Genomic DNA, 25,572 nt, shown 5'->3' on the forward strand with positions numbered 1-25,572 from the left:
TTACTAATATTCAGAATAGGAAGGTGTAACAAATGAAGGTTGAAATTGAAAATTTAGACACTAGACAACTTGCTTATAATGAAACTTATGCATGGACTTCAACTCTTTTAAAGTCGCTGAGAAATTCAATGGATTTATTTAAGTTTGACGAAATTGTTCCAACTCCCTTTTCTAGAAGATATGAGCCAGGTGCCAAGCATTCAGTAATCGTACTAGGGGATAAAACTTTACCTGACATTAGAGAAAATGGGGATCATGACTCCTCCTCTAACTCAAAAGTTGAGGTGGCAGGTGAACAGTATTACTATATGAGTGTTAGTCATGTTGTAGAAAAACAGATGGCAACGGAATATTTACCTAAGGTTTATTGCCTTGCCCCATGCCTTCGATTATTGATGGAAGGGGAAGAGCTGTCTGCAAAACATATTTATTCCTTCTTTCAATTTGAAATTGAATGGAGAACTGAGAGAATGGAAGATGTTTTCGATTTAGGGGAGAAGATTCTCTATGAAGCAGGCAATAAGATTTTATCTCTAATTGATAATAATGATAATTTGACGTTAACTCCTTTAGCAAAACGCAACACAGAGAGCTTGGTAAAAGGCTCATATCCTAGAATAACATTTGAAGAAGCCTTAGAAAGAGTAGGACGATCTAAAGATTCAGAAGGGGATCTTACTTCTGAAGAAGACGCACTTCTCTCTAACCAATTTGACACACCTTTTTGGATTTATAACTATCCAGCAGGAGTCAGAGATTCAATTTATCATGAAAGTCCAAAAGGTGTTTTTCAAACTTACGATTTAATGTTACCTTTTGGCTACGGTGAACTGACTACCGGGGGTATCCGTCCAACTAGCGGAGAGGAGATTATTAACCAATCAAAAACTCTCGGCAATTCTTATCATCCGGAATATGCTCAATGGAAAGATAAATCACAAGTACAAACAGCTGGATTTGGAATTGGACTGGAGAGATTGTTAAAGTTTATCTCTGGCGCAGAAAGTATTTTAGATTTCATTCAATATCATGATGCAGGTCCAAACACGACGATTACACGTCCTATTCAAAAATAATAACTTCTAATAGGGGAGAGGGTAAGGAATTAAATTCTGACCCTTTTCTTTCTTTTGAGTGTATAGAAGGGAGAATTAGAAAAACGTGAAAACCTTATTTGTTATTGATTCTTCTGTTATTGGGCCAGAGTATATTGTAAAAGCGGCAAAGGAAATGAATCTGAATGTTCTGTTCTTGACAAACTTAAATAGTCAGGAAGGAGATGCACTCTCTCAACTTACATCTTATAAGTTTATTAATTGTAATACTAATTCTTTTGAAGAACTGTATGAAATTATAAAAACTTTTCCAAAAGAGGACATTGCAGGAGTTATCTCTTTTTTAGATAGTAAATTAGAAATTTGCACTAAATTATGCAGCGCTTTAGATATAAAGGGAATTGATCCAAAAATTGAATTACTTAAGGATAAGGCTTATGTCAATGACATTATCCCAGAATTTACGCCGCTATCACTTTCTTTCACTACAGGGGCGATTCCTTATTCAGAGATAAAAAAAATGTTATCAGCTTCACAGAATGGATTGATACTAAAACCATCCTTTGCAGCTGGGGCTAAAGGTATAAGTGTATTAGAGGATGAAAATGATATTGAGAATATAGAAAAATTATTTGATAAAACCTTACCTAAGCATCTGCACCCTGACGAATATGTCGTTCAAGAAATAATAGACGGAGAACTTGTAAGCTTAGAGGGATACGTTTTAGAGAGTAAAGTAATTCCAATTGGAGTAACTGGCAGAAGGAAGACGGAAAATGCAGAATCGGTATTCATATTCCCTTATCATTCTATAGCTCAGAAAGAATTGTGCAAGATTGTTCAAACTCTAGTGGAGAGGAGCGGGTATAGCAGAGGATTTTTTCATACTGAATTTATTGTTTCAGAAAATCAAGTTAAACTAATAGATTGTAACTTTGGAAGGCCTGGCGGAGCAAATATTACTGAGATTATAGCTTGTTCATACGGAATTGAACCGCATAGTATTTACCGACAAGCAATGGAGTTAGTCCTAAATGAAAAAGAGATCATTCCTGCGGCCTTTTGGGGAGAAGAATGTAAGGAGAGCTTAGGGATAGCATACGGAATTCCTAATCAAGATAGAGTACTTGAAATTAAGTATGCAGAAAATATGAAATCTAAGCATACACAGGCCCAAAATTTAGGGGACACCGTTTCCGCTATGGGAAGCAGTAATTGGAGTTGGCTGGGAATGCTCTCTGGACTAAGGGAAGACGTAATTAAAGATGTAGATTCTATAAGAGTAAAAACTCTACATAACGGATGGATAAAACCTGTGTACTATAATATGGAATTAAAGGAGCCTTTAGACTATCTTGAAAAAGTCTAATAGTATCTATACATCTAAATTGATTTGGTTCCTTGGGTGCAGATTTGTATCAACAGTATCCGAACAACTTCTGCTATTTGCTATCCCTTTATTAATTTTTCAATACACCGGAGAAGCGTCCAAATCAGGATTAGCATTTCTTATAGAGTGGTTGCCGGCAGTATTATTACTCCCCTTCATAGGAGTGCTTGTAGATACTTATAAAGAAAAGAAACTTTATATTATTGGCGATAGCCTGCGAGCATTGGTTTCCATATCAGGCTTCTTATTATTAATCTATATGCCAAGCCAAACATTTATTATACTTTCAGTTGCAGCATCTTTGTTCGCTATTTTAAACTCATTAAACTTTGTCACATTAGAAACAACTATCGGGAGGAACTTTGATAATAACGATATTCCCCGCATCCAATCGTTAATCCAAGGATTGGAGCTTAGTTCCCAAGTGATAGGACCGGCTTTGGCAAGTATATTGGTTCTATTTATAAAAGAGATGGATTTTCTTATTATTACTGGTATTGCATTTGCAGTGACAGGTTTCGGAGTACTGGGTCTTCCCAATAAGGCTAAAAATCTGGTTGTTAGGGAAACGAAGTCCGTTAAACGAGTTCTAGTAACAATTGGGGATGGGTTTAAGTTTATAGCTAAAAATTTCTTTCTTCGGCTGTTGGTACTGGCAACAATGCTTATTAATCTTGTGATGGGGACTGTAATGGCTTTAAATCCAGCTGTAGCCCAAGGGGTTCTTGGTGCAACATCTAGAGAGTATTCATTTTTGGCGATGTTTGGCGGGATCACGGGATCTATAGTGGTTTTGTTAATTCCTGTATTTTTGAAAAAAAGTAAGAGTATTAATAATATAGGCATAGCATCTATTGTGTTATTAACATTATCCGGCATCATTTTGGGAATAGCCAATCAATTTTACATTTATGTTATCGGCTACGCCCTTTTGGTTTGTGGAATAGGGATTTTTAATGTATTTCTAAGAACAGAACGAGTTAAGTTAATACCGAAACATCAATTAGGTAAGAGTATGGGAACTATTGTTTTCTTTAATCGTCTAAGCCTGCCCCTTGCTGGATTAATAACTTCTACCTTTACTAAAATTACAGGACCTCAAGAAGTAATATTAGGAGTTTCGATTTTTTGGATTGTAGTCAACTCCACAATATTTACTTATTATTTTTATAATAAACGTCATGCTGCCCAAAAAGATGTTTTAGAATTATAATATGAAGGATAAAGGGGACTAGTATAATGACTAAACACATATGTATTATTAATCGCTGGTCAGTAGGATGGGATTCTGAAAAACCTGATTATGAAAAGATAATGAATCATAACGAATATAAAGTAAGTTATATTGTTGACGCTGAAGGCAATAAAGGTTTATCTCAAAATATTTTAGAAAATTCTATCATAGAGCTTGTTGAGGATATTAACTCTTTGGATAACATTCGTACAGCATTTGAAAAGATTGAAAAAAAAGGAGGAAGTATAGATCGGTTAATAGCTCTGAGTGAATGGGATATATTGAATTCAGGGAAATTAAGAGATGAAAAGGGATTAGAGGGTCTATCTTTTGAACAGGCTCTAAATGCCAGAGATAAGGTAAAGATGAAAGAGATTGTCAGTCAATCCGGCTTAAGAACTCCTAAATTTAGTAAATGCGACAGTGTAGAGGAATTAGAACAATTTATTAACCAAGCAGGCTTTCCTATTGTCATAAAGCCTCGGAGAATGGCTGCTAGTAAAGGAGTTCATATTCTTCATAATCAAGAGGAGTATGACGAAATATTGCCACACATAGAATTTAAGGACTTGGAATGCGAGGAATATTGTGAGGGAACAGTATTTCACGTTGATGGATTAGTAAAGGATAATCAATTAAAATTTTGTATTCCGTTTCGGTATATCAATCCACCAATAAAATTCTTTCAACAAAGTCCATTGGGATCTGTTTCTGTAGATAAGAATGAGACTATGTTATATGAGGGGCTCATCGACTTTACCCAAAAGACAGTTAATGCCTTGGGAATAAACAATACGATGTTCCATCTTGAATTAATTGTAGATGAGAAAAGTGACAAGCCCGAACCTATTTTTATGGAAATTGGTGCCCGTATGGGAGGAGCAGATATACCAAGATGTGTAAGCCTATTGATTGGCAGAGATGCTGTAACTGATCAGTTAAAAGTTGAATTAGGGGAAGAAGTTTCAGATGTGCGGCTGGATGAAGGAGTATCTTCAGGCTATCTCTTAATTCCTTTTCCAGCAGAACTGCCTTGTTTAATGGAAAAAAACACTTCATTTAAAGGGAAATTGTCAACTTTAGTAGAAGAGTATTTACGGAGTAAAGGAGACGTACTGGATGGAAGCGGCGGATATTTGAAGATTCCGGCCAGATACATCTTTAAAGGGGAAACAAATCAAGTTTATAAAGATGTAATGAATGCTATCAAAGAACATCAGTATGAATATAAAAGCTTTGTAAAACAGTAATATTATAATAAAAAATAATTTTATAAGATTCATTAACTTGAGTTTTGGAAGGGGAAGATTAAATTGTCAACCTTGCTTACCGAAGGAAAAAGTTCGTCTCTAGGTATGAGTGAAGGTGTAGTTTTAGAAATATCACAGGCTGAAAAAGAACTAATTGAGAACTTAATAAAGGATATTAACTTCAATCCAAATGCTATTAATAATTCTGACCTAAATAGATTACAATTTGTTTCGCATAATCTTCCAGACAGAGTAAAGAGTGCTCTAATTAATTTTAAGCGAAATTCTAACAGAGAAGGAACGATTTTATTTAAAAACTTGCCTACAGACGATATTTTACCTCAGACTCCTGATGATGGCAATCCTTCTTTGGATAAGATCTCCTTTGTCAGTGAATTATGTCTAGTGCTATTCATGCTGTATATGGGTGAGCCGATTGGGTATGCTGATGAAAAAAATGGACAGCTCATTCATGATATTTGTCCGATTAAAGGGAAAGAAAGCGGTTTGGAAAACTCTGGATCGAAAGTCTTTTTTACTTATCATACTGAAGACGCTATACATCCATACAGACCTGATCACCTTGCTTTATATTGCTTACGATCAGACCATAAAAACGAAGCACAAACAGAAACTGCTTCTATAGTTAATGCTTTAGAATTACTGCCAAGTTCAGTAGTATTAACATTAAGGGAGCCTCTGTATAAATTAAGCCCGCCTGCTTCATTTAATTCGGATGACTTATCAAAGATCATACCCGTGCTTTCAGGCAGCATTCAAGCACCAGAAATGGTTATACATTGTTCCTTAATGGAAGGAATAACTGAAGAAGCAAAATGGGCATTGGAATTATTAAAAGAAGCATTAAGTAAGGTTTCTATAAAAGTACCTCTCTGTCCTGGGGACCTTATTATTATCGACAACCGATTAGCAGCGCACGCTCGCTCATCTTTTACCCCACAATACGATGGGAAAGATCGTTGGCTTCAAAGAATGTTTACGGTGAATGATTTAGGCCGATCTAGTTTTAGCAGAAGCCCTGGCAGTCATGTTTGCATACCTCTAAAATATGAACTTAAACTAAAGTAAATTATAGTCGTTTTATGCAGTTAGCTTAATATAAATTTCTTAAATCATACACTTAGAATAAATTTTATCGTTTAACTAAGTGTATGGTTTATTTTAATTGTTAACCTCTAAGATATTAACAAGGAGAGAACCAGAATGAATAATAGTGAGGTTTATAAAATTGGAATTCTTGCAGGGATGGGACCAAGATCAACAGGTCCATTTTTAGAATCTGTTCTGGACTGCTGTGAAAATTTATATGGAGCAAAGTTCGATGATGATTTTCCCCACATGATAATATATTCGCTGCCAACACCTTTTCATCCTAAAAAAGCGATTGATGACAGCGAGATGTTAAAGGCATTAAAAGTCGGAATTGACTCACTAAACAATTCTAATTGTTCGATTATAGCAATACCTTGTAACGTGGTTCATTCATATTATAAAGAATTGTGCCAAATGACACATATACCTATATTAAATATAATTGATGAAACAGTAAACGAATTAGAAAATGAAGGAAGTGCAGTCGGCTTACTTGCTACAAGAGGGACTGTGGAAAGCAATTTATATCAAGAAAAACTAAAGTTAAAAGGTAAAAATGTATTTTGGAACGATGAGTATCAAAAAAGAGTTGATGAATTAATTTTAAAAACTAAAACATTAGGAGTTTGTTCAAAAGTAACGGATGAATGGAAAACGATAGAAGATATTCTTTTAACAGAAGGGATAAATGAAGTAGTTTGTGCTTGTACTGATTTATTTTTTTGTACGAATCATACTAAACTCAAGATATATGATTCTTCTCAGATACTAGCGAGAAGACTAGTAGAAAGATATATAAAAGAGGGCTTGGAGAGTGGGAAGAATGAATAGTACCTTGAAAGTGGGGGTTTCGGCTATTTCTAAAAATATCTCTCCTTTTAATATTTATTCATGTGATTATGAAATATGCAGAGCTCTTTTTCCTCCATTATTTAAGATGTCCAAAGAAGGGCATTTATTGCCTAACATTATTGAACAATGGGAAATTAATGATTGTGATAATGAATACCTCCTTGTACTTAGAAAAGATATTTACTTTCACAATGGCAGAAAGGCTTTAGCGCGAGATATTGAGTTTTCTTTATGCAGAGGAATGATGAAGGGGGCAAGATCCACCTTTTCAGAATTACTATCCGATATAGAAGGTTATGAAGAGGTAAGTCAGACAAATAGATATGTTCCGAATATGTGTTCCGGCATAAAGGTTTTTGATGATTACAGACTAAAAATAAAATTGAAACATCTAAATTTGCTTTTTTTAAAATACTTTACTCGAAGTGCCTTAAGTATTGTTCCGCGAGAAGAGTTTTTAGAAAATGATCTCTGGGTGTGGAAAGACAACCCTATAGGAGTTGGGGCTTACTGCTATGAAAGCCTAAGTGAAGACTCTAAGGTTTTGACTTTAAAAAAGAACGAGGATTACTTTGAGGAAAGAATCGATTCTTTTGAAAAATTACAGTTTGTGGTATATACAGACGTAAGTCAAGTTGATTTATTATCCGAAGCAGAAAACCAAACAGAAAACGAGTTTGAAATTTTGAAAAGCCCTATAAGCGTCACAATAGCTCTAGAATATTTTGTGTTACATGATGAAGATAAAATGTGGAAGGAATTAAGAGGTTTAATTAACTTAGCAATAAACAAAGAAGATCTATTATCCAGCATACCGAAATCAGAGAGATCAATATATTCGCCTGCTCATAGTTTTTTACCTGAAACTATATTAGATATGCCTGATAATGAGGAAGAATTAACAAATTTTAATTTTCAAGCTGCTAAGGAAAATTATCTTTTGAAATGGGGGTATATTCCTCAATTAAGTATCATTGTTTACAATAACTATAGTGAACACTCTCATCTGCGTGAAATGCAGAACAAGCTATATCAATTATTGAGTGCCAAAGGCTTCGACGTAGTTAAAACAGAACTTTCTTCCTTAAATGAAAGCCTTTTAGATACTCAGCAGCATATATTAGTCAGTTCCTCAAGTTTTAACTATAATGATCCGGAAGATTTATCTTTATTTTTCAGCAGTGATAAAGAAATTTATCGTGCGAATACTGAAACTCTTATTCATATTAGAGGTCTCCTCAAAGATGCGAAAAAAGAAATTAATATTAATAAGAGAAATAACATGTATAGAAAAGTAGAAGAATTAGTTATAGAAAACAGCTTAGTGTTTCCTATAGCTTTAACCTATGAATCTTATCTATTTCGTAAATCCAAAATGGATGGAAAAAGTTTTTTTGATCAATTTTATCAGCCTGCATATGAATACATAAAACCATTAACATTGGAAACGATGTAATCCTAAGGTGAACTTAACCATTGAGTTGCAAATCTGCCTTGCTTGGATTGATACAGTCACGGCGTGTGATCGGTCTCCTTATTTTGAAAAGAATCCTCCCACTCTTTGACAGATGGCTTCGATGTAACGGACATTTCAGCTTATAAACAGACGATCGAAAAAATCTCGGCGTCAGCCGTTTAAAAGGTATTAAAGCGGGATATCTTGGCAGCTCCGTTCATATTGATGTCGTCATTGAAGTGCCGTCTGATCTGAATATTAAAGAGAGCCATGATATCGCCAATGAGGTAGAACGCAGGATGAAAGAGGAACACGCCATCGACCATTCACACGTTCATATGGAGCCTCTTCAGCTGAAATAAAGCTTCCTTTCTAAAGGGAGCTTTTTTGTCTTTTCGGACTGAACACAATTCGCTGAAACGTTTTTTTATACTAATTATATTTTGTGGTAAAGTTAGGTTACAATAATTGAAATTTGAGAGATGACTAGGGGGAGAAGAATGGCTTATAAAGAAGAGCTGCATCCGCTGCTGGAGAAAGCCGTTGAGCATATTGAAAACATCATCATAGGAAAACGGGACATCGCCATACTCAGCCTGGCCGCTATTCTCGCAAAAGGGCATGTGCTGCTGGAAGACGTGCCGGGAGTCGGAAAAACGATGATGGTCCGCGCTTTGGCCAAGCTGATCGGAGCTGACTTTAAGAGGATTCAATTCACGCCGGATCTTCTGCCGTCAGATGTGACGGGTGTCTCTATTTATAATACGAAAACGATGGAATTTGAGTACCGCCCCGGACCGATTATGGGGAACATCGTGCTGGCCGATGAAATTAACAGAACCTCGCCGAAAACGCAGTCTTCTTTGCTTGAGGCGATGGAAGAGGGAAATGTCACGATTGACGGAAAGACAATGCGGCTGGCCGAGCCGTTTTTCGTCATGGCGACACAAAACCCGGTTGAATATGAAGGAACGTATCCGCTTCCTGAAGCGCAGCTTGACCGGTTTTTATTTAAGCTGCGCATGGGCTATCCGACTGCCGAGGAGGAGCTTCGGGTTCTGTCTTTGCAGGAAGGGCGCAATCCGCTCGAAACAATCGAGCCCGTCATTTCTAAAGAACAGTTCATCACCCTCCAGCAACAACTGGAGCAGGTGCGGGTAGATGATGGAATTAAAGCGTATATCGTCGGCATCACTCAGCATACCCGCCGGCATCCGTCCGTACATTTGGGCGTAAGTCCGCGCGGTTCGATCTCATTAATGAAAGCCGCGCAGGCGTACGCGCTGCTTCATGACCGCGATTACGTCATTCCTGATGACGTCCAGTATTTGGCTCCGTATACGCTGCCGCACAGAATGATCTTGACTGCCGATGCGAAATTTAATGATGTCACACCGGAAGCGGTTATCGAAGACATCATGCAAACGGAAAAAGTTCCGGTTCAAAGGATGTCGGTCCGCTAATGAGAAAGAAAGTGCATTGGCTGTTATACGGCTGGAAGCTGCTTATTTTGGCCGTGCTGACGGCGGCGGTCTTTTCTTATGCCATGTTTCAGGGCGGATTTGTGAGCTGGTTTTTATTTTATGCGTTTTTGCCGTTTATCGTTTACGCCGGGCTGGTCGCCGTGTATCCGCTGCGGGCGTTTCAGGCGGCGCGTGAGATTTCTTCCGCCCGGTTAACTTCTGGTGACAGACTGTCTGTCACCATCAGGCTGACGAGGCGCCTGCCGTTCCCGCTGACATATATGGTCATTGAAGACGTGATGCCGGAAACGCTTGGCGAGAGGCGCAGTGCGAAACAGCTCGTGTTTCCGTGGTTTCAAAAGAAGCTGACGTTACAATATGAGCTGCCGCAGGCGCCGCGCGGGGAGCATCATTTCCATACGATAAGAGTGCGGACGGGAGATGTTCTCGGGCTCTTGGACAAGACGGCTTCATTTTCCGTAACGGATACGGTCTTAGTATTCCCGGCGTACGGGTCTGTTCATGATAAGCAGCAGGCTGTATCAGGCGAAGAGGGTGCGGGTGCCGGCACGCCGTTTCAGGTTCACCGCTCCGCAATAGCCGCGGGCGTCAGAAATTATCAGCCGGGCGACCGGTTTTCCGCTCTCGACTGGAAAACGTCCGCGCGGCGCAATGAACTGATGACGAAGGAATTTGACCCGCTGCAGAGCACGGATATGATTTTCCTTTTGGACTGCAGGCCGTCTCCTTCATTTGAAGCCGCGGTGTCAGCCTCAGCATCCCTGCTTTACACGGCGCTTGTGAAGGGCTCTCCCGCAGGATTTATTTCATTAGGGAGCGACCGGACTGTTTTTCCCGTCCGGGAGGGAGAAGAGCATTTCAGAAATGTGCTGCGTTACCTGGCATCAGCTTCTGAATCGGAAGAAGCTGGTGCAGGGGGTCGCTTAGGAAAAGAGCTGGCGGTTCCGCGCGTCCGCAAAGCTTTTATTGCCGTCGTGACGGGCAGTCTTACAGAAGATCTCCTCAAACAGGCTGAGTCCGTCCGCACTGACATGACGGTGTTTTTGGCGAAAGAAACGAATGCCGTGCTTTCGGAAAAAGAACGGAATCTCGCTCTCATCTTCGCTCAAAAGAATATCAAGGTGCAAATGATCAGGGACAAACGGGTGTCCCATGTTGTTTAGAAAGAGAGGTGGCGCGCCATGCCGCATGACGAGAACCAGGGAAGCAGGCTGAGTCTGCTGCTGTTTTATTTTCTCGCTTTTTTATTGTTGTGGGAATGGCTCAGGCCGCTGCACAATTTTACGGATACAAAGCATACCGGTTTTTTCATCGTCTTTATCGGTTTGGCATTTCTGCTGTCATTCTTCCGGATGAGGTGGTACGTCACCGTGCCGTCCTGCATTCTGTTTACGTTGATCAGTATTCACATGCTGTTTTATAAAGGATCGGTTTTTCAGCCGGAATGGCTTGCTTCTTTTTTGCGGGACGTGATGCTGAATGTCCGGCACATCGGAACCGGAAGATGGAATGATATGAACCCGTCATTCCGCACACTGCTGTTTTTTGTGCTTTTATGGCTGCTTGTGTATTTGCTGCATTATTGGGTGATCTATCAGCGGAAAATCTTATTCTTTTTTATCATGACGGTGGCGTATATTACCGTACTTGATACATTTACTCCTTATGATGCCGCATACGCCGTCATCCGGATCGTCTTTATCGGCTTTTTGATGATGGGGCTTTTGTATATGGAGCGCATCCGCCTGACAGAACACATAGCATTTAAAAAAAGATTGATTTTCAAATGGTTTCTGCCGCTGGCGCTGTTTATCTGCGCTTCCGTCGTGTTCGGTCTGGCGGCTCCGAAATCAGATCCGAATTGGCCGGACCCCGTGCCGTTTCTGAAAAAAATAACAAATCACAAAGAAGTGCCCGCCGCTGAAAGCAAAATCGGCTACGGCAATCATGATGAAACATTGGGCGGCCCTTTTCAGCAGGACGATACGCCGGTTTTTACATGGAAGGGAAAAGAGCGGTCGTACTTCCGGGTGGAAACGAAAGATACATATACGGGAAAAGGCTGGGTGGAGACCGACCAGGGCATGTCCTATAAACTGAACGGCGGCAATGTGGAAGACATATGGTTTGACCGGAGTGTGCAGACGAGACGCTATACGGCACAGGTGTCCATTGATAAAAATTATCTTTATAATCACGTCATGTATCCGATCGGCCTCTCCAATATTAAACCGAAGCACTCGATTCAGCTTGAAATGAACGGAAACACCGAGCAAATCACGCCGATCAGTGAACAAGTGGGCAACATCCGCAATATGGGACGGTACACGGTGACTTTTCACGCGCCCGTCTTTAAGCTGAATGATCTCAGAAAAGTGAAAGTGAAACGATACCGTGAGCAGAACCAATTCAATGATCGGTATTTACAGCTTCCGGACAGCGTTCCGGAAAGAGTGAGACAGCTTGCGGACAGGCTGACGCGGGATCATCATAATATGTTTGATAAAGCGAAGGCTGTCGAGGACTATCTGGGATCTTCCGCATTTTCGTATGATACGCAGGATGTCGCCATTCCGGAGCACAATCAGGATTATGTGGATCAATTTCTGTTTGAAACGAAAAGAGGTTATTGTGATAACTTTTCATCGGCTATGGCTGTGCTGCTCCGATCTGCGGGTATTCCCGCCCGCTGGGTGAAGGGTTATACATCCGGCGAGTATAAAGGCGCAGGCGACCATAACGGCCAGATTTATGAAGTCACAAACAACAACGCCCATTCGTGGGTTGAAGTGTATTTTCCCGATCAGGGCTGGGTGACGTTTGAGCCGACGAAAGGCTTCACCAATCCGACGGAGTTTACGTCAGAGCAGAATCAAGCAGCGGGAAAAGACAGCGGGGGCTCAGCGGGGAATTCGGATACACCGTCTGACAAGCAGCGTCAGGAAACAAAGCCTGAAAAAGAAGAAGCACCGAAAAAGCGGGAGCACAGTGCGGCACCGCATCCTGTGATCCGCAACAAAACCGCGGCACAGCTGTGGCCGTATGCAGCCGTCATCATCGTGATTTCAGCCGCGGCGGTGCTCGCCTGGCTGCTCCGCGCGCGCTGGATTCCGTACGCTGCAGCAGCCAGACTGAAGCGGCGCACGGATGAAGACGTCTTTTTCGACGCATATGCCGCGCTGCTCCGCCAGCTGAAACGAAAACGATTCAGCAGAGGAGACGGAGAAACGCTGCGCGATTTTGCCGCGAGGATTGACGAGGCATACGGTACAAACGACATGTCCGAGCTGACGCTGCGCTATGAGCGGGCCTTATACCGCAGGGATAATGCCGCGGAGCTTTGGAATGAATCGGGACAGTTGTGGGAAAATATAATTAAAACAAGATAGTCTTGACCGCATATCGTCCTGTTGTTAGAATAAATGAATGTTAAATGGGAGCCCGGGAGCGTTAAAAAGCCGGGCTTCCGTACAAGTCTTGCGCGACAGAGGGCTGAACGTTTGTCCTCCGTTTTTTCTGTGTCAAAAACTTAGAGGAGATTAGGTGACAACCATGACGAAGTTAGTGAATGAAATGATTCTTGTTCTTGATTTCGGCAGTCAGTATAACCAGCTGATTACCCGCCGGATCCGTGAATTTGGCGTATATAGCGAGCTGCATCCCCATACGTTGACAGCTGAGGAAATCAAAGAAATGAATCCAAAAGGAATTATCCTTTCAGGCGGACCGAACAGTGTATATGATGAAGGATCTTTCCGCTGTGACGAAAAAATCTTTGAACTCGATATTCCTGTATTAGGCATCTGCTACGGCATGCAGCTGATGACTCATTATCTCGGAGGAAAAGTCGAGGCGGCAAGCCAGCGCGAATACGGAAAAGCGAACATTCAGATTCAAGGAACTCCTGACTTGTTCAAAGATCTTCCGGAAGAACAGGTTGTGTGGATGAGCCACGGCGATTTGGTTGTAGAAGTTCCTGAAGGCTTCACTGTTGACGCAACAAGCCATCACTGCCCGAATTCAGCGATGAGCAAAGCGGACAAGAATTGGTACGGCGTACAGTTCCACCCGGAAGTGCGCCACTCTGAATACGGCAATGATCTTCTGAAAAACTTTGTCTTCGGCGTTTGCGATTGTGAAGGCAAATGGTCAATGGAAAACTTTATCGAAATCGAAATGCAAAAAATCCGCGAAACAGTCGGAGACAAGCAGGTTCTTTGCGCGCTAAGCGGCGGTGTTGATTCCTCTGTTGTGGCTGCTTTGATTCATAAAGCGATCGGGGACCAGCTGACTTGTATTTTCGTCGATCACGGCCTGCTTCGTAAAGGCGAAGCGGAAGGCGTCATGAAAACGTTCAGCGAAGGCTTTAATATGAATGTCATTAAAGTTGATGCGAAAGACAGATTCTTAAACAAGCTGAAAGGTGTTTCTGATCCTGAGCAAAAACGCAAAATCATCGGCAACGAATTCATTTACGTGTTTGATGATGAAGCGGACAAGCTTAAAGGCATCGATTACCTTGCGCAAGGAACGCTTTACACGGATATTATCGAGAGCGGTACTGCAACGGCGCAAACGATCAAATCTCACCACAATGTCGGCGGACTTCCTGAAGATATGCAGTTTGAACTGATCGAGCCGTTAAACACGCTCTTCAAAGATGAAGTGCGCGCGCTTGGCACAGAGCTCGGCCTTCCGGATGATATCGTATGGCGTCAGCCGTTCCCTGGCCCTGGCCTTGGCATCCGCGTACTTGGCGAAGTAACGGAAGAAAAACTTGAAATCGTTCGTGAATCAGACGCGATTCTGCGTGAAGAAGTGGCGAACCACGGCCTAGAGCGCGACATCTGGCAGTACTTCACGGTTCTTCCTGACATCCGCAGCGTCGGCGTCATGGGAGATGCGAGAACGTATGATTACACAATCGGTATCCGTGCCGTAACATCAATCGACGGCATGACATCTGACTGGGCGCGTATCCCTTGGGATGTGCTTGAAGTGATTTCAACACGGATCGTCAACGAAGTGAAACACATCAACCGCGTCGTGTATGACATTACGAGCAAGCCGCCTGCAACGATTGAGTGGGAATAATCTAGTGACAATTACATTTAGGTAAAACTCAAGTGACTTTTGGGAGAGAGATCAAAAATCATTTGAATTGTCTCCAAGATTGTAGCCAAAAAAACTCTCACCGAATGATTGTCGGTGGGAGTTTTTTCTTTCTGTGGTTTGTGCCTATATGGGGATTGTTTTCAATGTTATAATTTGAAGAATATTGTAAAGGGAATGAATGAAATGGCAAAGATTGAACCAAAGATTTTTGATGAGCTAAAAAAGGCCTTATCTTCTTTTGACGGAAAATACTTAGTTGGGGAAGAATTGAACCGCTCAAAACTCACGGATGATTTACGGAATTATGATGAAGCACTTCTTAGCAAGTTATTTGAAGTGAAATTTATCAAGCAACATTTTATCAAGGAAGTTGCAGGACAGAAGTTATTTCAAATTGAACAACTTGAGGAAGCGATTCTATACAATGATTATTGGGATACAAGTTACACCAAGTATGAAAATCGCGTTGGATTAGCTTCGAAAGGGAGGTTCTTACAGGAGAGTCAAGATGTTGTTTTGGATTTTCCGTTCAAAGATGGTGTGCTTACTGCTTCCATGACAAGGGAAGACAATGAAGATGGATATGATGATGCCTTTTTGAATGAGGTTATTGAAAAAGACGAAATTGACCGTTTATTTGATAAGAAAGTGTTTGTAAATGTAAAACGCTACGGCGATAATCAGTCAGCACAGCATAGCGAAAAGGAGGATAATGGAATTGTTTGTTTTGATAAGGAGAAAGACAACCTGATTATCAAAGGAAATAATCTGTTGGCATTGCATACGTTGAAAGAAATGTACGCGGGACAGGTGAAACTTATCTATATTGACCCTCCTTATAACACTGGTTCAGATTCATTTTTGTACAATGATAGATTTAATCATTCTGCTTGGTTGACCTTCATGAAAAATCGTCTTGAGATTGCAAGAGAGCTTTTACGAGAAGATGGTTATATCTTTATCCAGACGGACGACTCTGAGCAAGCATATTTGAAAGTTCTGATGGATTCTATTTTTGGTAGGAGGCAGTACGTCAATACAATTTCAGTGTTGTTCAAAAATATAGCAGGTGCTTCGGGTGGTGGAGAGGATAAACGACTAAAGAAAAACGTTGAGTATATAACTGTTTATAGTAAAAATTATGATGTATCTGTTCCATTTTCGGCAGTGTTTGAAAAGCAGGAAATATCAGAACAGCTTGAAGAATATCGCAAAGAGAACAAATCTTGGAAATATAATAACCTGCTATTGGATGAGGGCGATAGAGAATATATTGGTTCAACTGTTGATGGTTCTGGTGATGAGATAAGACTATATAAGCATACTAATTTCAGTCTGCCAGCAATATCTAAGCAAATGAAGTTAGAGGGATTGACCGAAAAAGAGTTTTACGAAAAGTATTATGACAAAATATACCGTGGAACAATGCCTCAATCCTCAATTAGAACCCGTGCAATGGAGAAATGGAACGAATTAGGCGTGGGAGATAACTCGCTAATGTCAATTGAGTACATTCCAAGAAGCGGTAGAAATAAAGGGAAAGTTTACAAACAGTTTTATTCGGGGAATAAGTTTAATTTATTCGCATGGCTATCAGATGTTGTTGATGTTGATGAAGATGGAACAGTATATAAAACTCAAAAACTTGGAACTTTATGGAACTTTGTAGGGGAAACAAAAAACGTAAACAAGGAAGGGAAAGTTGATTTTCCAAATGGCAAAAAACCAGAAAGACTGCTAGGTAAGATAATTGAAATGGCAACCAATGAGGGGGATATTGTTTTAGACTTCTTTGGTGGTTCTGGTTCTACCGCCGCGTCAGCATTGAAATTGAATCGTAAATTCATTTCATTAGAGCAGATGGAAAAACAAGTTATCTTAGAAATTGAAAGGCTAAATAATGTTATTTCTGGTGAAGACCAGAATGGTTTATCTAAAGACGTAAACTGGCAAGGTGGAGGTTCATTTGTCTATGCTGAACTGTTCCCTAAAAATATGGGCTACCTTCAAGATGTCATCCACTCAAAGACTATTGACGAGCTTAAATCAGTTTATGAACGCATGCTACTAGGAACTGATACAGATGAACCTGCGGATATTTCCTTCCGTGCTGATTTATCAAAAATTGATTGGAATGAAGGCTTTGATGAAAATAAACGTCTGTTAATTAAATTGCTTGATAAGAATGGACTTTACTATAACTTCTCAGAAATTGATGATAAGAATGTCCGTGACTTAATTTCTGACGAGGACTACGCCTTTAACAAAGCGTTCTATGAAGGTGGTGAGTAATATGGCAAGAGCAAAAAAAACTCCTGCTAATGTTCGCCAATTCCCCTTAGTTGAGCAGGCTGCGAGGGCAGAACAAAACTTATTTAGTGAGCATCAAGGGTATGTTATCCCAGAGTATATCAATCAAAATTTACTCCATACGTTACGTGATTATCAAGATGAAGCAATGCGTAACTATCACTATACGCAAACCCACATTAACCCAAGTCCTCAACACGTTTTGTTTAACATGGCGACTGGTTCAGGCAAAACAGACTTGATGGCGGGTCTAATTCTCTATCTTTATCAAGAACATAAGTATCAGAATTTCTTGTTTACGGTAAATACAAATTCTGTCCTTATGAAAACAAAGGATAATTTGGTAAATGAAAATAGTGATAAGTATCTTTTTCAAGAGAAGATTGAGATTGAAGGACAACGAATTTATATTCGACAAGTTGAGCGTTTCCCTCGTGTTCGGCAAAATAATACCATCTATATCAAGCTCTCATCCGTGCAAAAGGTATCAGATGATATGTTTGTGTTAAAAGAAAACACAATGGGTTTATCTGATTATGAAAATCATCCTGTGGTTGTTTTGGCCGATGAAGCCCATCATTATTCCGCAAGCACAAAGTCAGAAAAAGAAGCTGAGAATACTTGGGAATCTGCTATCAATAAGATTTTAAGAGCTAGAGATGACAAGGAGAAAAAGAATCTATTACTAGAGTTCACCGCAACAGTGGATTTTGACAAGGAAGCAATTTACAACAAGTATCGTGATAAAGTCATTTACCGTTATCCGTTAAACGATCTTATGTTTGATGGGTACTCTAAGCGGGTTAAACGTATTGAAACATCCGCAAGTGATGAAGATAAAATGCTGAACGTGGTGTTACTCTCACAATTCCGAAAATATTGTGCCTATGCTGAGGGTGTCACGGGATCATTCAAGCCCGTGATTATGTTCAAATCACCAAAAGTTGCAATCTCACTTGAAGCAACAAAAGTCTTTAATGATCTCATTGCCAATCTAAACGTAAGTGATTTAGTGTCATTCATCCAACGTCAGCAATTATTGAATAGTAATGAAAGCTCTGCACTAGAGTTGGCTTATAATTTCTACTTGCAAAATGAAGATGATTTAGCAAAGATTGTTCGTGAGATTAAACGGGATTTTGACCCACGAAATGTTTTAAATGCCAACGATGCCAGTGGCAATATGCTTGAAAAAGGTCAGTATGAAGCTTTGAACACACTAGAAAGCCCAAATAACCTGTATCGAGTGGTCTTTGCTGTGGCAAAACTGACAGAGGGATGGGATGTACTCAATCTGTATGATATTGTTCGTATTGAAAAAGAAGCAGGCACTAACAAGAACGCTACAATGGTTGAAGCTCAACTGATTGGACGTGGTGCCAGGTATTATCCATTTGAAATTGATGGTGAGAAAAGTTATCAGCGGAGATATGACAATGATTCCTCAAATAAGCAATTATTTTTGGAAACTCTCCACTACCATACAATGAATGAACCTCAATATTTGAAACAGCTAGTGGGCTCTCTGCAACAAATGGATTTACCAACGGGACAAGATAAGAAAAATCCGCCTATTGAAATTAAAGTTAAACCTTCATTCAAGAAAACAGATACCTATAAAACAGGGAAAATCTATTATAACGAAGCGGAGGACGTATCAGATGAATGGTTCGACTCTATTGAAAAATACGGCATTAACCATAAGTCAGATATTTCTCGAAGCTTGAATCATGGCAGTCGGGAAGTTTCTTATAAAGCAACTGTTGAAAATATTGAAACAAAAACCATCGGTATAGAAAAATTTGATGTTCGTTTCATTAAAAAAGCCATCCAACGCTTGGAGTTTTACCAGTTTGATAATTTGAAAAAGTATCTTCCCCTGCTGACTTCTATGAAAGAATTTATCTATGGAGAAAAATGGTTAAATGCGGAGAATTTGAAGCTTTTCTTGACTGTTCCAAAAGAATACAAAGCGTCAGATATTTCTCCAAATGAGATTTTGAAAGTAACTGTCGACTTATTGAAAGAGTATGAAGTGAAATTTAAATCAGGTTACATTAAAAAACGAGGAACCAATAGATTTATCGGCTATCCAATTAAAGAATACCTAACAAACTACAACAAGCGTGTTCCAGAGGATGACACTGCAAACCTTTTGAATGAAGTAACTCAAAAGGTTTGCGCTTACGAAATCGACGATGAATTTTACGTTTATGAAAAAGCAATCATCAACAAGCTAGAATATGAGTTGATTGAGCGAATTAAAGCGTATGTAGATAAATTAAAACAAAAATACAACAAAGCTGTCTACCTATTCCGAATGGATGAAAATATGCACCGTGAATCAGCAAAAAGTGAGAAACTTAAGTTGCACCAATATGGCTCACGGATAAATCGTGCAGGTGAAAAAGTAGACATGCACTTACAAGGTTTTCAACCTGACTTTATTTTATTCCTAGAGAATAGTGATGTTCATTTCCAAATATTTATTGAACCAAAAGGAATGAGTGGTGACAGGTTTGTCAGCGAGTTATGGAAACAAGACTTGTTATTGTATATGACTGATCACCAAGCAGAGATGGAATTTGAAGATGAAATAAAGAATGTCCGAATTAGTGGGCTGAAATTCTACACTAAGGGTGACGGTCAAAAAACTATGGATCAACTTGCAGAGATTACAAAAGTACAAGAAGTATCTGATGTATCCCTAGAACCTGAAAAATTGAAATTCTGAAACTTATGTTATAATCAAAGTTACTTAAATATAATACACACATAAAATATCAGTGAAAGAAAAAGATGGTGTTACAGACATATTACAGTCTACACGCCATCTTTTTCTTTACTGCTAAATTTGATTCCTCTATTAACTTCAAGCTCTACTACTTGCACTCTCTCTAATTGCATAATGTACGTTAAAGAAGATTCTGCCTATAGTTTCATCGTACTATCTTCAGTGTCATTCTCTTTTCACCCACCAAATCGTTAGCTATCACCGGTCCGAGTTTGTTTTAATCAGAAATTATTATATTACGAACTCTTAGTCCTAGTGATTCCTCGTTCGGTAATAACGTTTGAAGCATGTCAGTTAGGTATGAAACGAGCATTGTTAATTTTTTATCTAACTTTTTCAAAGAATAACCTTCCTTGTGTATGAAATTCTCAAGTAATAATTTTATTTGCGATTCGTGTTTATAGTAAAGAAATTCTATTGCTTTGTTTGTATGGCCTTATACTTTGCGAATATGTTATCCTCATTTATTTGATAAAAATACGCTGAAATGAAATATTGACTATAATGAAGCTTAGGCATTTCTATTTCACAAGATAGAAGTATTTTCCAACTGAACGGTGCTCAGCATAGGGAACATAATGAATAAGTACATTATGATACATTTCTTTTAATCTCTTATCATTACCATACAAAACTTCAATAAAAAGTTTTTTAAATAAGAGTTTAATTAATACATTATTTTGAAAGTCTCCCATTAAAAAGAGGCGTTTTTTTTATCTTTTTGAAACCGTTTTGCCCTGATTCATATCTAACAGCATAGGAGGTGGATAAGGTGAAGGAAGAACGATTGATCAAAAAGGCGAAAAAAGGTGATGCCTCAGCCTTTGAAAAACTGATCACAACCCACCAGGATACTTTATATAAAACAGCTTATCTCTATTTGCATCACAAAGAAGATACGCTGGACGCAGTGCAGGAAACGGCTTACAAGGCTTTTCTTCATATCGCGCAGCTGAAGGAGCCGAAATATTTTAAAACGTGGCTGATCCGGATTTTGCTTAATACGATTTTTGCAATGAGGAAAAAGAACGGAGACGTTATCCCGTTTGAGCCGCAACATGATACACGCGCGGAGAATAAGAACATTGAAGAATACATAGATCTTCGGAATGCCCTGGAAACGCTTGACGAACATATACAGCTGACCATTCAGCTTTATTATTTTCAAGATTTCTCGATTGCCATGATCGCTGAACAGACCGGTATGGCGGAAGGCACTGTAAAAACGCATCTCCACAGGGCGAGAAAAGCATTGAAGCAGGAGCTGGAAAAGGAGGATAAACAAATATGGAAAAGCATCAAATGAAGCAATTGTATCAGGACATTGACGTGCCGAAAGCTGAATTGAAAAACGTGATACATAGCGCCGCTGTCCGTGCCGGAAAAGAAGGCGCCGTCAGACGGAGATGGGGACGAAAAGTGATAAACGGCCTCGCGGTTGCTGCTGCTTTGTTTATTCTGTATCTGTCCTCAGGCTTGTTCATGCCCTCCGTTAATACGGCTATGGGAAACATCCCTGTTGCCGGGCAGATTTACAGGGTATTTCAGGATAAGGCAGGTTCTGCGCTGTTTAAAAGCAATTTGGTGACAAAACTGAACGAGAAAGCGGAATCGCGCGGGATTACGGTGACAGTGAAAAGTGTGTATTACGACAGCGGACAGCTCGTTTACAATTTTACCGTTGACAATTTGAAATCTGATGAGGAGGATATTCCTTTTGAAGTCGATTATAAAGACACCCGGAATATATTATCTTTGGATTATGACAGTCAGGGCATGAAAAAAATGAAAGACGGGCAGTACGGGGGGCAGTTTCGCTTGTTCACAGACGGTTCAAAGCTGAAAGACGGTGATAAGCTTCCGCTTGTCATTAAACAAATCAAGGATATCCCCGGAAACTGGCGCTTTACACTTCCGATTAAAAAACAAAAGTCTGTTTCTCTTGAAGGAACGAAAGCTGTGAATGTAAACGGGTTATACCGCTTTTTCGATATCCGGGCGGAAAACGGAACGACGGGATCGGCTCTCCTGTATTCAGTCGACTTTCACGATGTTGCTAAAAATGATGCCATCTCGATTTACGAGGCATCGGATGATGCTGGAAACCATTATGAAATGACGATGTCGAATATTGAACTTGGCAGCCGGAAGAACCTTCCCGGCGGAGGGAAAAGAGTACGCGGCCAAACTCAATTCAGCAAACCGATAGACCCGAAAGCGAAAACACTTTTCATCACGGGTGATGTAAAATCAGAATCAGAGCCTGGAGAAATCGTCCCTCTGAAAACAAAACTGCCCGCCAGCTATGAAACGAAACATCATCATGTCGGTATCACCATCAAAAAGATTAAACAGCAAGGCAGACGGGTAATTGTCGATTATCAATTCAGTGGAATTAATCTAAGCAAGGCGGATGAAGATCAGCTGATGAATATCGGTGAGACTATCGGTCTCGGCAATACGAAAAAAATGAAAACATGGCCATCGATTAATGAGTATGAAAAAGGCTATTATCTGAAAGGGAATAAGGCGAAAGTCACGAACCTTAAAACGGGTGAAATGGAATCCGTTTTTGAATTAGATGATTCATCCGATAAAGACTATTCATTGCGCGATTTCTCATTCGGTTCGTATGCTTTGTATGTCAATCAAACGGTTATGAACTCGCTGGCGGATGACAAGGGGATCACATTCTCGGTGCCGGTCCGGCCTGCTGACGGAAAATGATGTCAGGAAGGCGGCTTTTGCCGTCTTCCATTATTGGTCAATTGACGAATAAACTAATTTTTTCAAACAAGATTGTTCGTTTTTTTTATTGAGTTTTCAAAATTGAATTGATACAATAGACTCAGAAATCAAATATGCAGATATCGTATAATGGCGGGGATATGGCCCGCAAGTTTCTACCAAGCTACCGTAAATGGCTTGACTACGGATCAATCTCAATCGTTTGATATAAATAATCCATTCTTATTTATTCAGACTGAACGTATGTAGTCAAGCGTCCCAAATGTATTTGGGGCGTTTTTTATTTGGCGGATAACGGGCAGAATAAATGGGAGAGAATGAAGGAGGCAATTGGCTTGAAGCAATTTTTTCAGTTTGATGAGCTGGGGACAAGCTATCGTAATGAAATCATCGGCGGTTTAACGACCTTTTTGTCAATGGCGTACATTCTGTTCGTCAATCCGCTCACATTGTCTTTAAACGGTGTGAAAGGATTTCCGGAAGCATTAAAAATTGATCAGGGCGCGGTGTTCACCGCTACAGCTCTTGCATCTGCGGCCGGATGTATTTTAATGGGGCTCATTGCAAAGTATCCGATCGCGATTGCGCCGGGTATGGGATTAAACGCGTTTTTTGCTTTCTCTGTCGTACTCGGCATGGGAATTTCATGGCAGGCTGCGCTTTCCGGCGTCTTGATTTCCGGAATTATCTTCGTAGCGCTTTCGCTTACGGGATTGCGGGAAAAAATCATTAATGCGATTCCGCCTGAGCTGAAATTGGCGGTCGGCGCGGGTATCGGTTTATTCATTACATTTGTCGGTTTGCAGGGTTCGGGCATTATTGAAGCGAACTCATCGACTTTGGTATCTATCGGCAATATTCACAGCGGGCCTGTGTTGCTGACGGTTTTCGGTGTTATTGTGACGGTCATTCTGATGGTGCTTCGCGTAAACGGCGGCGTATTTATCGGAATGCTTCTGACGGCGGTTGCCGGTATGATCTGCGGGCTGATTCCGGTTCCGACACACATTGTCGGCAGCGTGCCGAGTCTTGCGCCGACTTTCGGACAGGCGTGGATGCACCTTCCGGATATCTTTTCCGTACAAATGCTGATTGTCATTTTAACTTTCCTGTTCGTCGGATTTTTCGATACGGCCGGTACGCTGGTAGCTGTAGCGACACAGGCCGGACTGATGAAGGAAAACAAACTTCCGCGTGCGGGAAGAGCGCTTTTGGCAGATTCAACTTCAATCGTTATCGGAGCCGTGCTCGGTACGTCTACAACGACTTCTTATGTTGAATCAAGCTCAGGCGTTGCGGCGGGAGCGCGCTCCGGCTTCGCTGCTGTTGTGACAGGCATTCTCTTTTTGCTGGCGATGTTTTTCTCGCCGCTTCTGTCAGTTGTCACCACGAATGTGACGGCTCCGGCTTTAATTATCGTCGGCGCGCTGATGGTGGCGCCGCTCGGTAAGATCGCCTGGGATAAATTCGAGGTGGCTGTGCCGGCATTTTTAACGATGATTATGATGCCGCTGACGTACAGCATTGCGACGGGGATTGCGATCGGTTTTATTTTCTACCCGATTACAATGATCTGCAAAGGAAAAGGAAAAAGCGTCCACCCGATTATGTACGGGCTGTTCGTCATCTTTATCCTGTATTTCATCTTCTTGAAATAACGGAAAAACCGGCTGAGGACAGCCGGTTTTTTGTTTTTGTCCTATTCCGTAAAACCAATACATAATATAAAACGTCATGTAGGTGTCGGGGTGAAGAAAACCGCTTGACTGATGAAGGACGCTTCGGTACCTTATATAAGTGTTTTATTTTCTTGCTTAACAAATTCCGCCGTATTTTTTTGATAGGAGTTGCTGACATGACGGAAGAAAGAAAAGAAACGTTGGAAGAAGAAAAACAGCATCAGGGAACTGATGAAGAACCGCTCTCGAGAATGTCCAGAAAAGCGGGACGTTATCAAAAGCAAAAGAAGAAAGAAAAGGAACGGCGCCCGGCTCCGGCTTTTACGGAAAAACTCGCTTCTGTATGGGCCGCGGTCAAACGTTATTGCCGTTTCGCATTGCGCATTTTGACTTCACCGGTGAAGGTCGTTGGAGAAGACGGCTTTTCCCGCTTTAAATATGCTCTTATTTCAATGCTTGTATTCAGTATTTTTTTCTCAATCGGAAATTGGTTTCAGCTGAGGGCGAGCCAGCAGAGACCGCTCGGATACGGGGAACGGCATCACACGTTTTTTGACGGCTTTACCGTCGTTCTCGTGTATACGCTCGTCTTTTTTGCCGCTGCGGCCGGCGCGGTCTGGCTTGTATCACGCTATCTGCTGAAACAGAAAATTACGATGCGGGACGCGGCCGCGGGAGTCGGCTCACTTCTTGTTCCGGCTGTCGTCTGCTCTATCGTGTGGATGATTTTCGCGATATTGAATCTGCCGGTTATCACCGTGGTGTTTACGGCGCTGACCTTATTTCTGGCGGCATCGGCGATGGTGCAGTTTGTGCAGATTCTGTACAAATCGGCTGAGAATCCTGCCGTCGACGTGATGTACTGTATTTCTGCGGCGGTCATCATCATGCTCGTCTTTACGGCTGTGACATGGCCGCTTATTTCAGAGTACTTTACTGCCTCGCTGATCCCTTTATAAGTCGAAATTTGTCTTTCACAATGTTTACAAATATTTCTAATGAAGCGTGTTGTTTTGAAAAGCCGGCCGATATATGATGGGAGCAACAGAAATTGGAAAGCGGCATTAATCTTTATGATTCGGAAAGGATGAT

17 protein-coding genes, 1 pseudogene and 1 riboswitch are annotated in these 25,572 nt (G+C 40.6%); all 18 genes and pseudogenes read left to right on the forward strand.

The window, feature by feature from the left end; genetic code table 11:
• Positions 1-32 precede the first annotated feature (32 nt).
• The 18 genes and pseudogenes from AC1DN5_RS16940 to AC1DN5_RS17025 all read left to right on the forward strand — a co-directional run bounded on the left by AC1DN5_RS16940 (position 33) and on the right by AC1DN5_RS17025 (position 25,439).
• Entirely contained in the window at positions 33-1,076 is a 1,044-nt protein-coding gene (locus AC1DN5_RS16940) for an amino acid--tRNA ligase-related protein (protein WP_016937038.1), read from the forward strand.
• Positions 1,077-1,161: 85 nt separating this feature from the next.
• Positions 1,162-2,424, forward strand: a complete 1,263-nt coding sequence (locus tag AC1DN5_RS16945; RefSeq protein ID WP_045926852.1) for an ATP-grasp domain-containing protein — start codon at positions 1,162-1,164, stop codon at positions 2,422-2,424.
• A complete protein-coding gene (locus AC1DN5_RS16950) occupies positions 2,411-3,658 on the forward strand; it encodes an MFS transporter (RefSeq protein WP_366970109.1) in 1,248 nt (415 codons plus the stop codon). Before AC1DN5_RS16945 ends, AC1DN5_RS16950 begins: the two co-directional genes overlap by 14 nt.
• A 26-nt stretch (positions 3,659-3,684) precedes the next feature.
• Positions 3,685-4,929 (forward strand): ATP-grasp domain-containing protein, encoded by a 1,245-nt coding sequence (locus AC1DN5_RS16955; protein WP_366970108.1) that lies wholly within the window; start codon positions 3,685-3,687, stop codon positions 4,927-4,929.
• 63 nt (positions 4,930-4,992) lie between these two features.
• Complete coding sequence (locus AC1DN5_RS16960; RefSeq protein ID WP_366970107.1) at positions 4,993-6,018, forward strand: TauD/TfdA family dioxygenase; 1,026 nt, start codon at positions 4,993-4,995, stop codon at positions 6,016-6,018.
• Positions 6,019-6,153: 135 nt separating this feature from the next.
• On the forward strand, positions 6,154-6,873 hold the full coding sequence (locus AC1DN5_RS16965) for an aspartate/glutamate racemase family protein (protein WP_016937033.1): 720 nt from the start codon (positions 6,154-6,156) through the stop codon (positions 6,871-6,873).
• Positions 6,866-8,350 (forward strand): ABC transporter substrate-binding protein, encoded by a 1,485-nt coding sequence (locus tag AC1DN5_RS16970; protein ID WP_366970125.1) that lies wholly within the window; start codon positions 6,866-6,868, stop codon positions 8,348-8,350. Before AC1DN5_RS16965 ends, AC1DN5_RS16970 begins: the two co-directional genes overlap by 8 nt.
• Positions 8,351-8,378: 28 nt before the next feature.
• Positions 8,379-8,712 (forward strand): annotated as a pseudogene (locus AC1DN5_RS16975) (cation diffusion facilitator family transporter); the annotation flags it as partial.
• 138 nt (positions 8,713-8,850) lie between these two features.
• Positions 8,851-9,813 (forward strand): AAA family ATPase, encoded by a 963-nt coding sequence (locus AC1DN5_RS16980; RefSeq protein ID WP_188154843.1) that lies wholly within the window; start codon positions 8,851-8,853, stop codon positions 9,811-9,813.
• Positions 9,813-10,997 (forward strand): DUF58 domain-containing protein, encoded by a 1,185-nt coding sequence (locus AC1DN5_RS16985; protein ID WP_049628016.1) that lies wholly within the window; start codon positions 9,813-9,815, stop codon positions 10,995-10,997. Before AC1DN5_RS16980 ends, AC1DN5_RS16985 begins: the two co-directional genes overlap by 1 nt.
• Positions 10,998-11,015: 18 nt before the next feature.
• Positions 11,016-13,223 (forward strand): DUF4129 domain-containing transglutaminase family protein, encoded by a 2,208-nt coding sequence (locus tag AC1DN5_RS16990; RefSeq protein ID WP_366970106.1) that lies wholly within the window; start codon positions 11,016-11,018, stop codon positions 13,221-13,223.
• A gap of 163 nt (positions 13,224-13,386) precedes the next feature.
• Positions 13,387-14,928 carry a glutamine-hydrolyzing GMP synthase gene (gene guaA / locus AC1DN5_RS16995; RefSeq protein WP_007408887.1) on the forward strand — a complete coding sequence of 514 codons (1,542 nt, stop codon included), beginning with the start codon at positions 13,387-13,389 and terminating at the stop codon, positions 14,926-14,928.
• Between the two features lie 204 nt (positions 14,929-15,132).
• Positions 15,133-17,241, forward strand: coding sequence for a site-specific DNA-methyltransferase (locus AC1DN5_RS17000; protein WP_366970105.1), 2,109 nt, complete (start codon positions 15,133-15,135; stop codon positions 17,239-17,241).
• Between the two features lies 1 nt (position 17,242).
• The gene (locus tag AC1DN5_RS17005) at positions 17,243-19,993 is read left to right on the forward strand and encodes a DEAD/DEAH box helicase family protein (RefSeq protein ID WP_366970104.1); all 2,751 of its coding nucleotides are present in this window, start codon (positions 17,243-17,245) and stop codon (positions 19,991-19,993) included.
• 832 nt (positions 19,994-20,825) lie between these two features.
• Positions 20,826-21,359: a sigma-70 family RNA polymerase sigma factor gene (locus AC1DN5_RS17010; RefSeq protein WP_016937023.1), complete on the forward strand. Its 534-nt coding sequence runs from the start codon at positions 20,826-20,828 to the stop codon at positions 21,357-21,359.
• Positions 21,341-22,780 (forward strand): DUF4179 domain-containing protein, encoded by a 1,440-nt coding sequence (locus AC1DN5_RS17015; RefSeq protein ID WP_366970103.1) that lies wholly within the window; start codon positions 21,341-21,343, stop codon positions 22,778-22,780. The genes AC1DN5_RS17010 and AC1DN5_RS17015 overlap by 19 nt, the downstream gene beginning before the upstream one ends.
• A gap of 123 nt (positions 22,781-22,903) precedes the next feature.
• Positions 22,904-23,005, forward strand: a riboswitch (purine riboswitch).
• A gap of 131 nt (positions 23,006-23,136) precedes the next feature.
• On the forward strand, positions 23,137-24,459 hold the full coding sequence (locus tag AC1DN5_RS17020) for an NCS2 family permease (RefSeq protein ID WP_003155780.1): 1,323 nt from the start codon (positions 23,137-23,139) through the stop codon (positions 24,457-24,459).
• A gap of 197 nt (positions 24,460-24,656) precedes the next feature.
• On the forward strand, positions 24,657-25,439 hold the full coding sequence (locus AC1DN5_RS17025) for a hypothetical protein (RefSeq protein ID WP_316101374.1): 783 nt from the start codon (positions 24,657-24,659) through the stop codon (positions 25,437-25,439).
• Positions 25,440-25,572: the final 133 nt, after the last annotated feature.

This window comes from Bacillus sp. 01N42_2, from assembly GCF_056399565.1.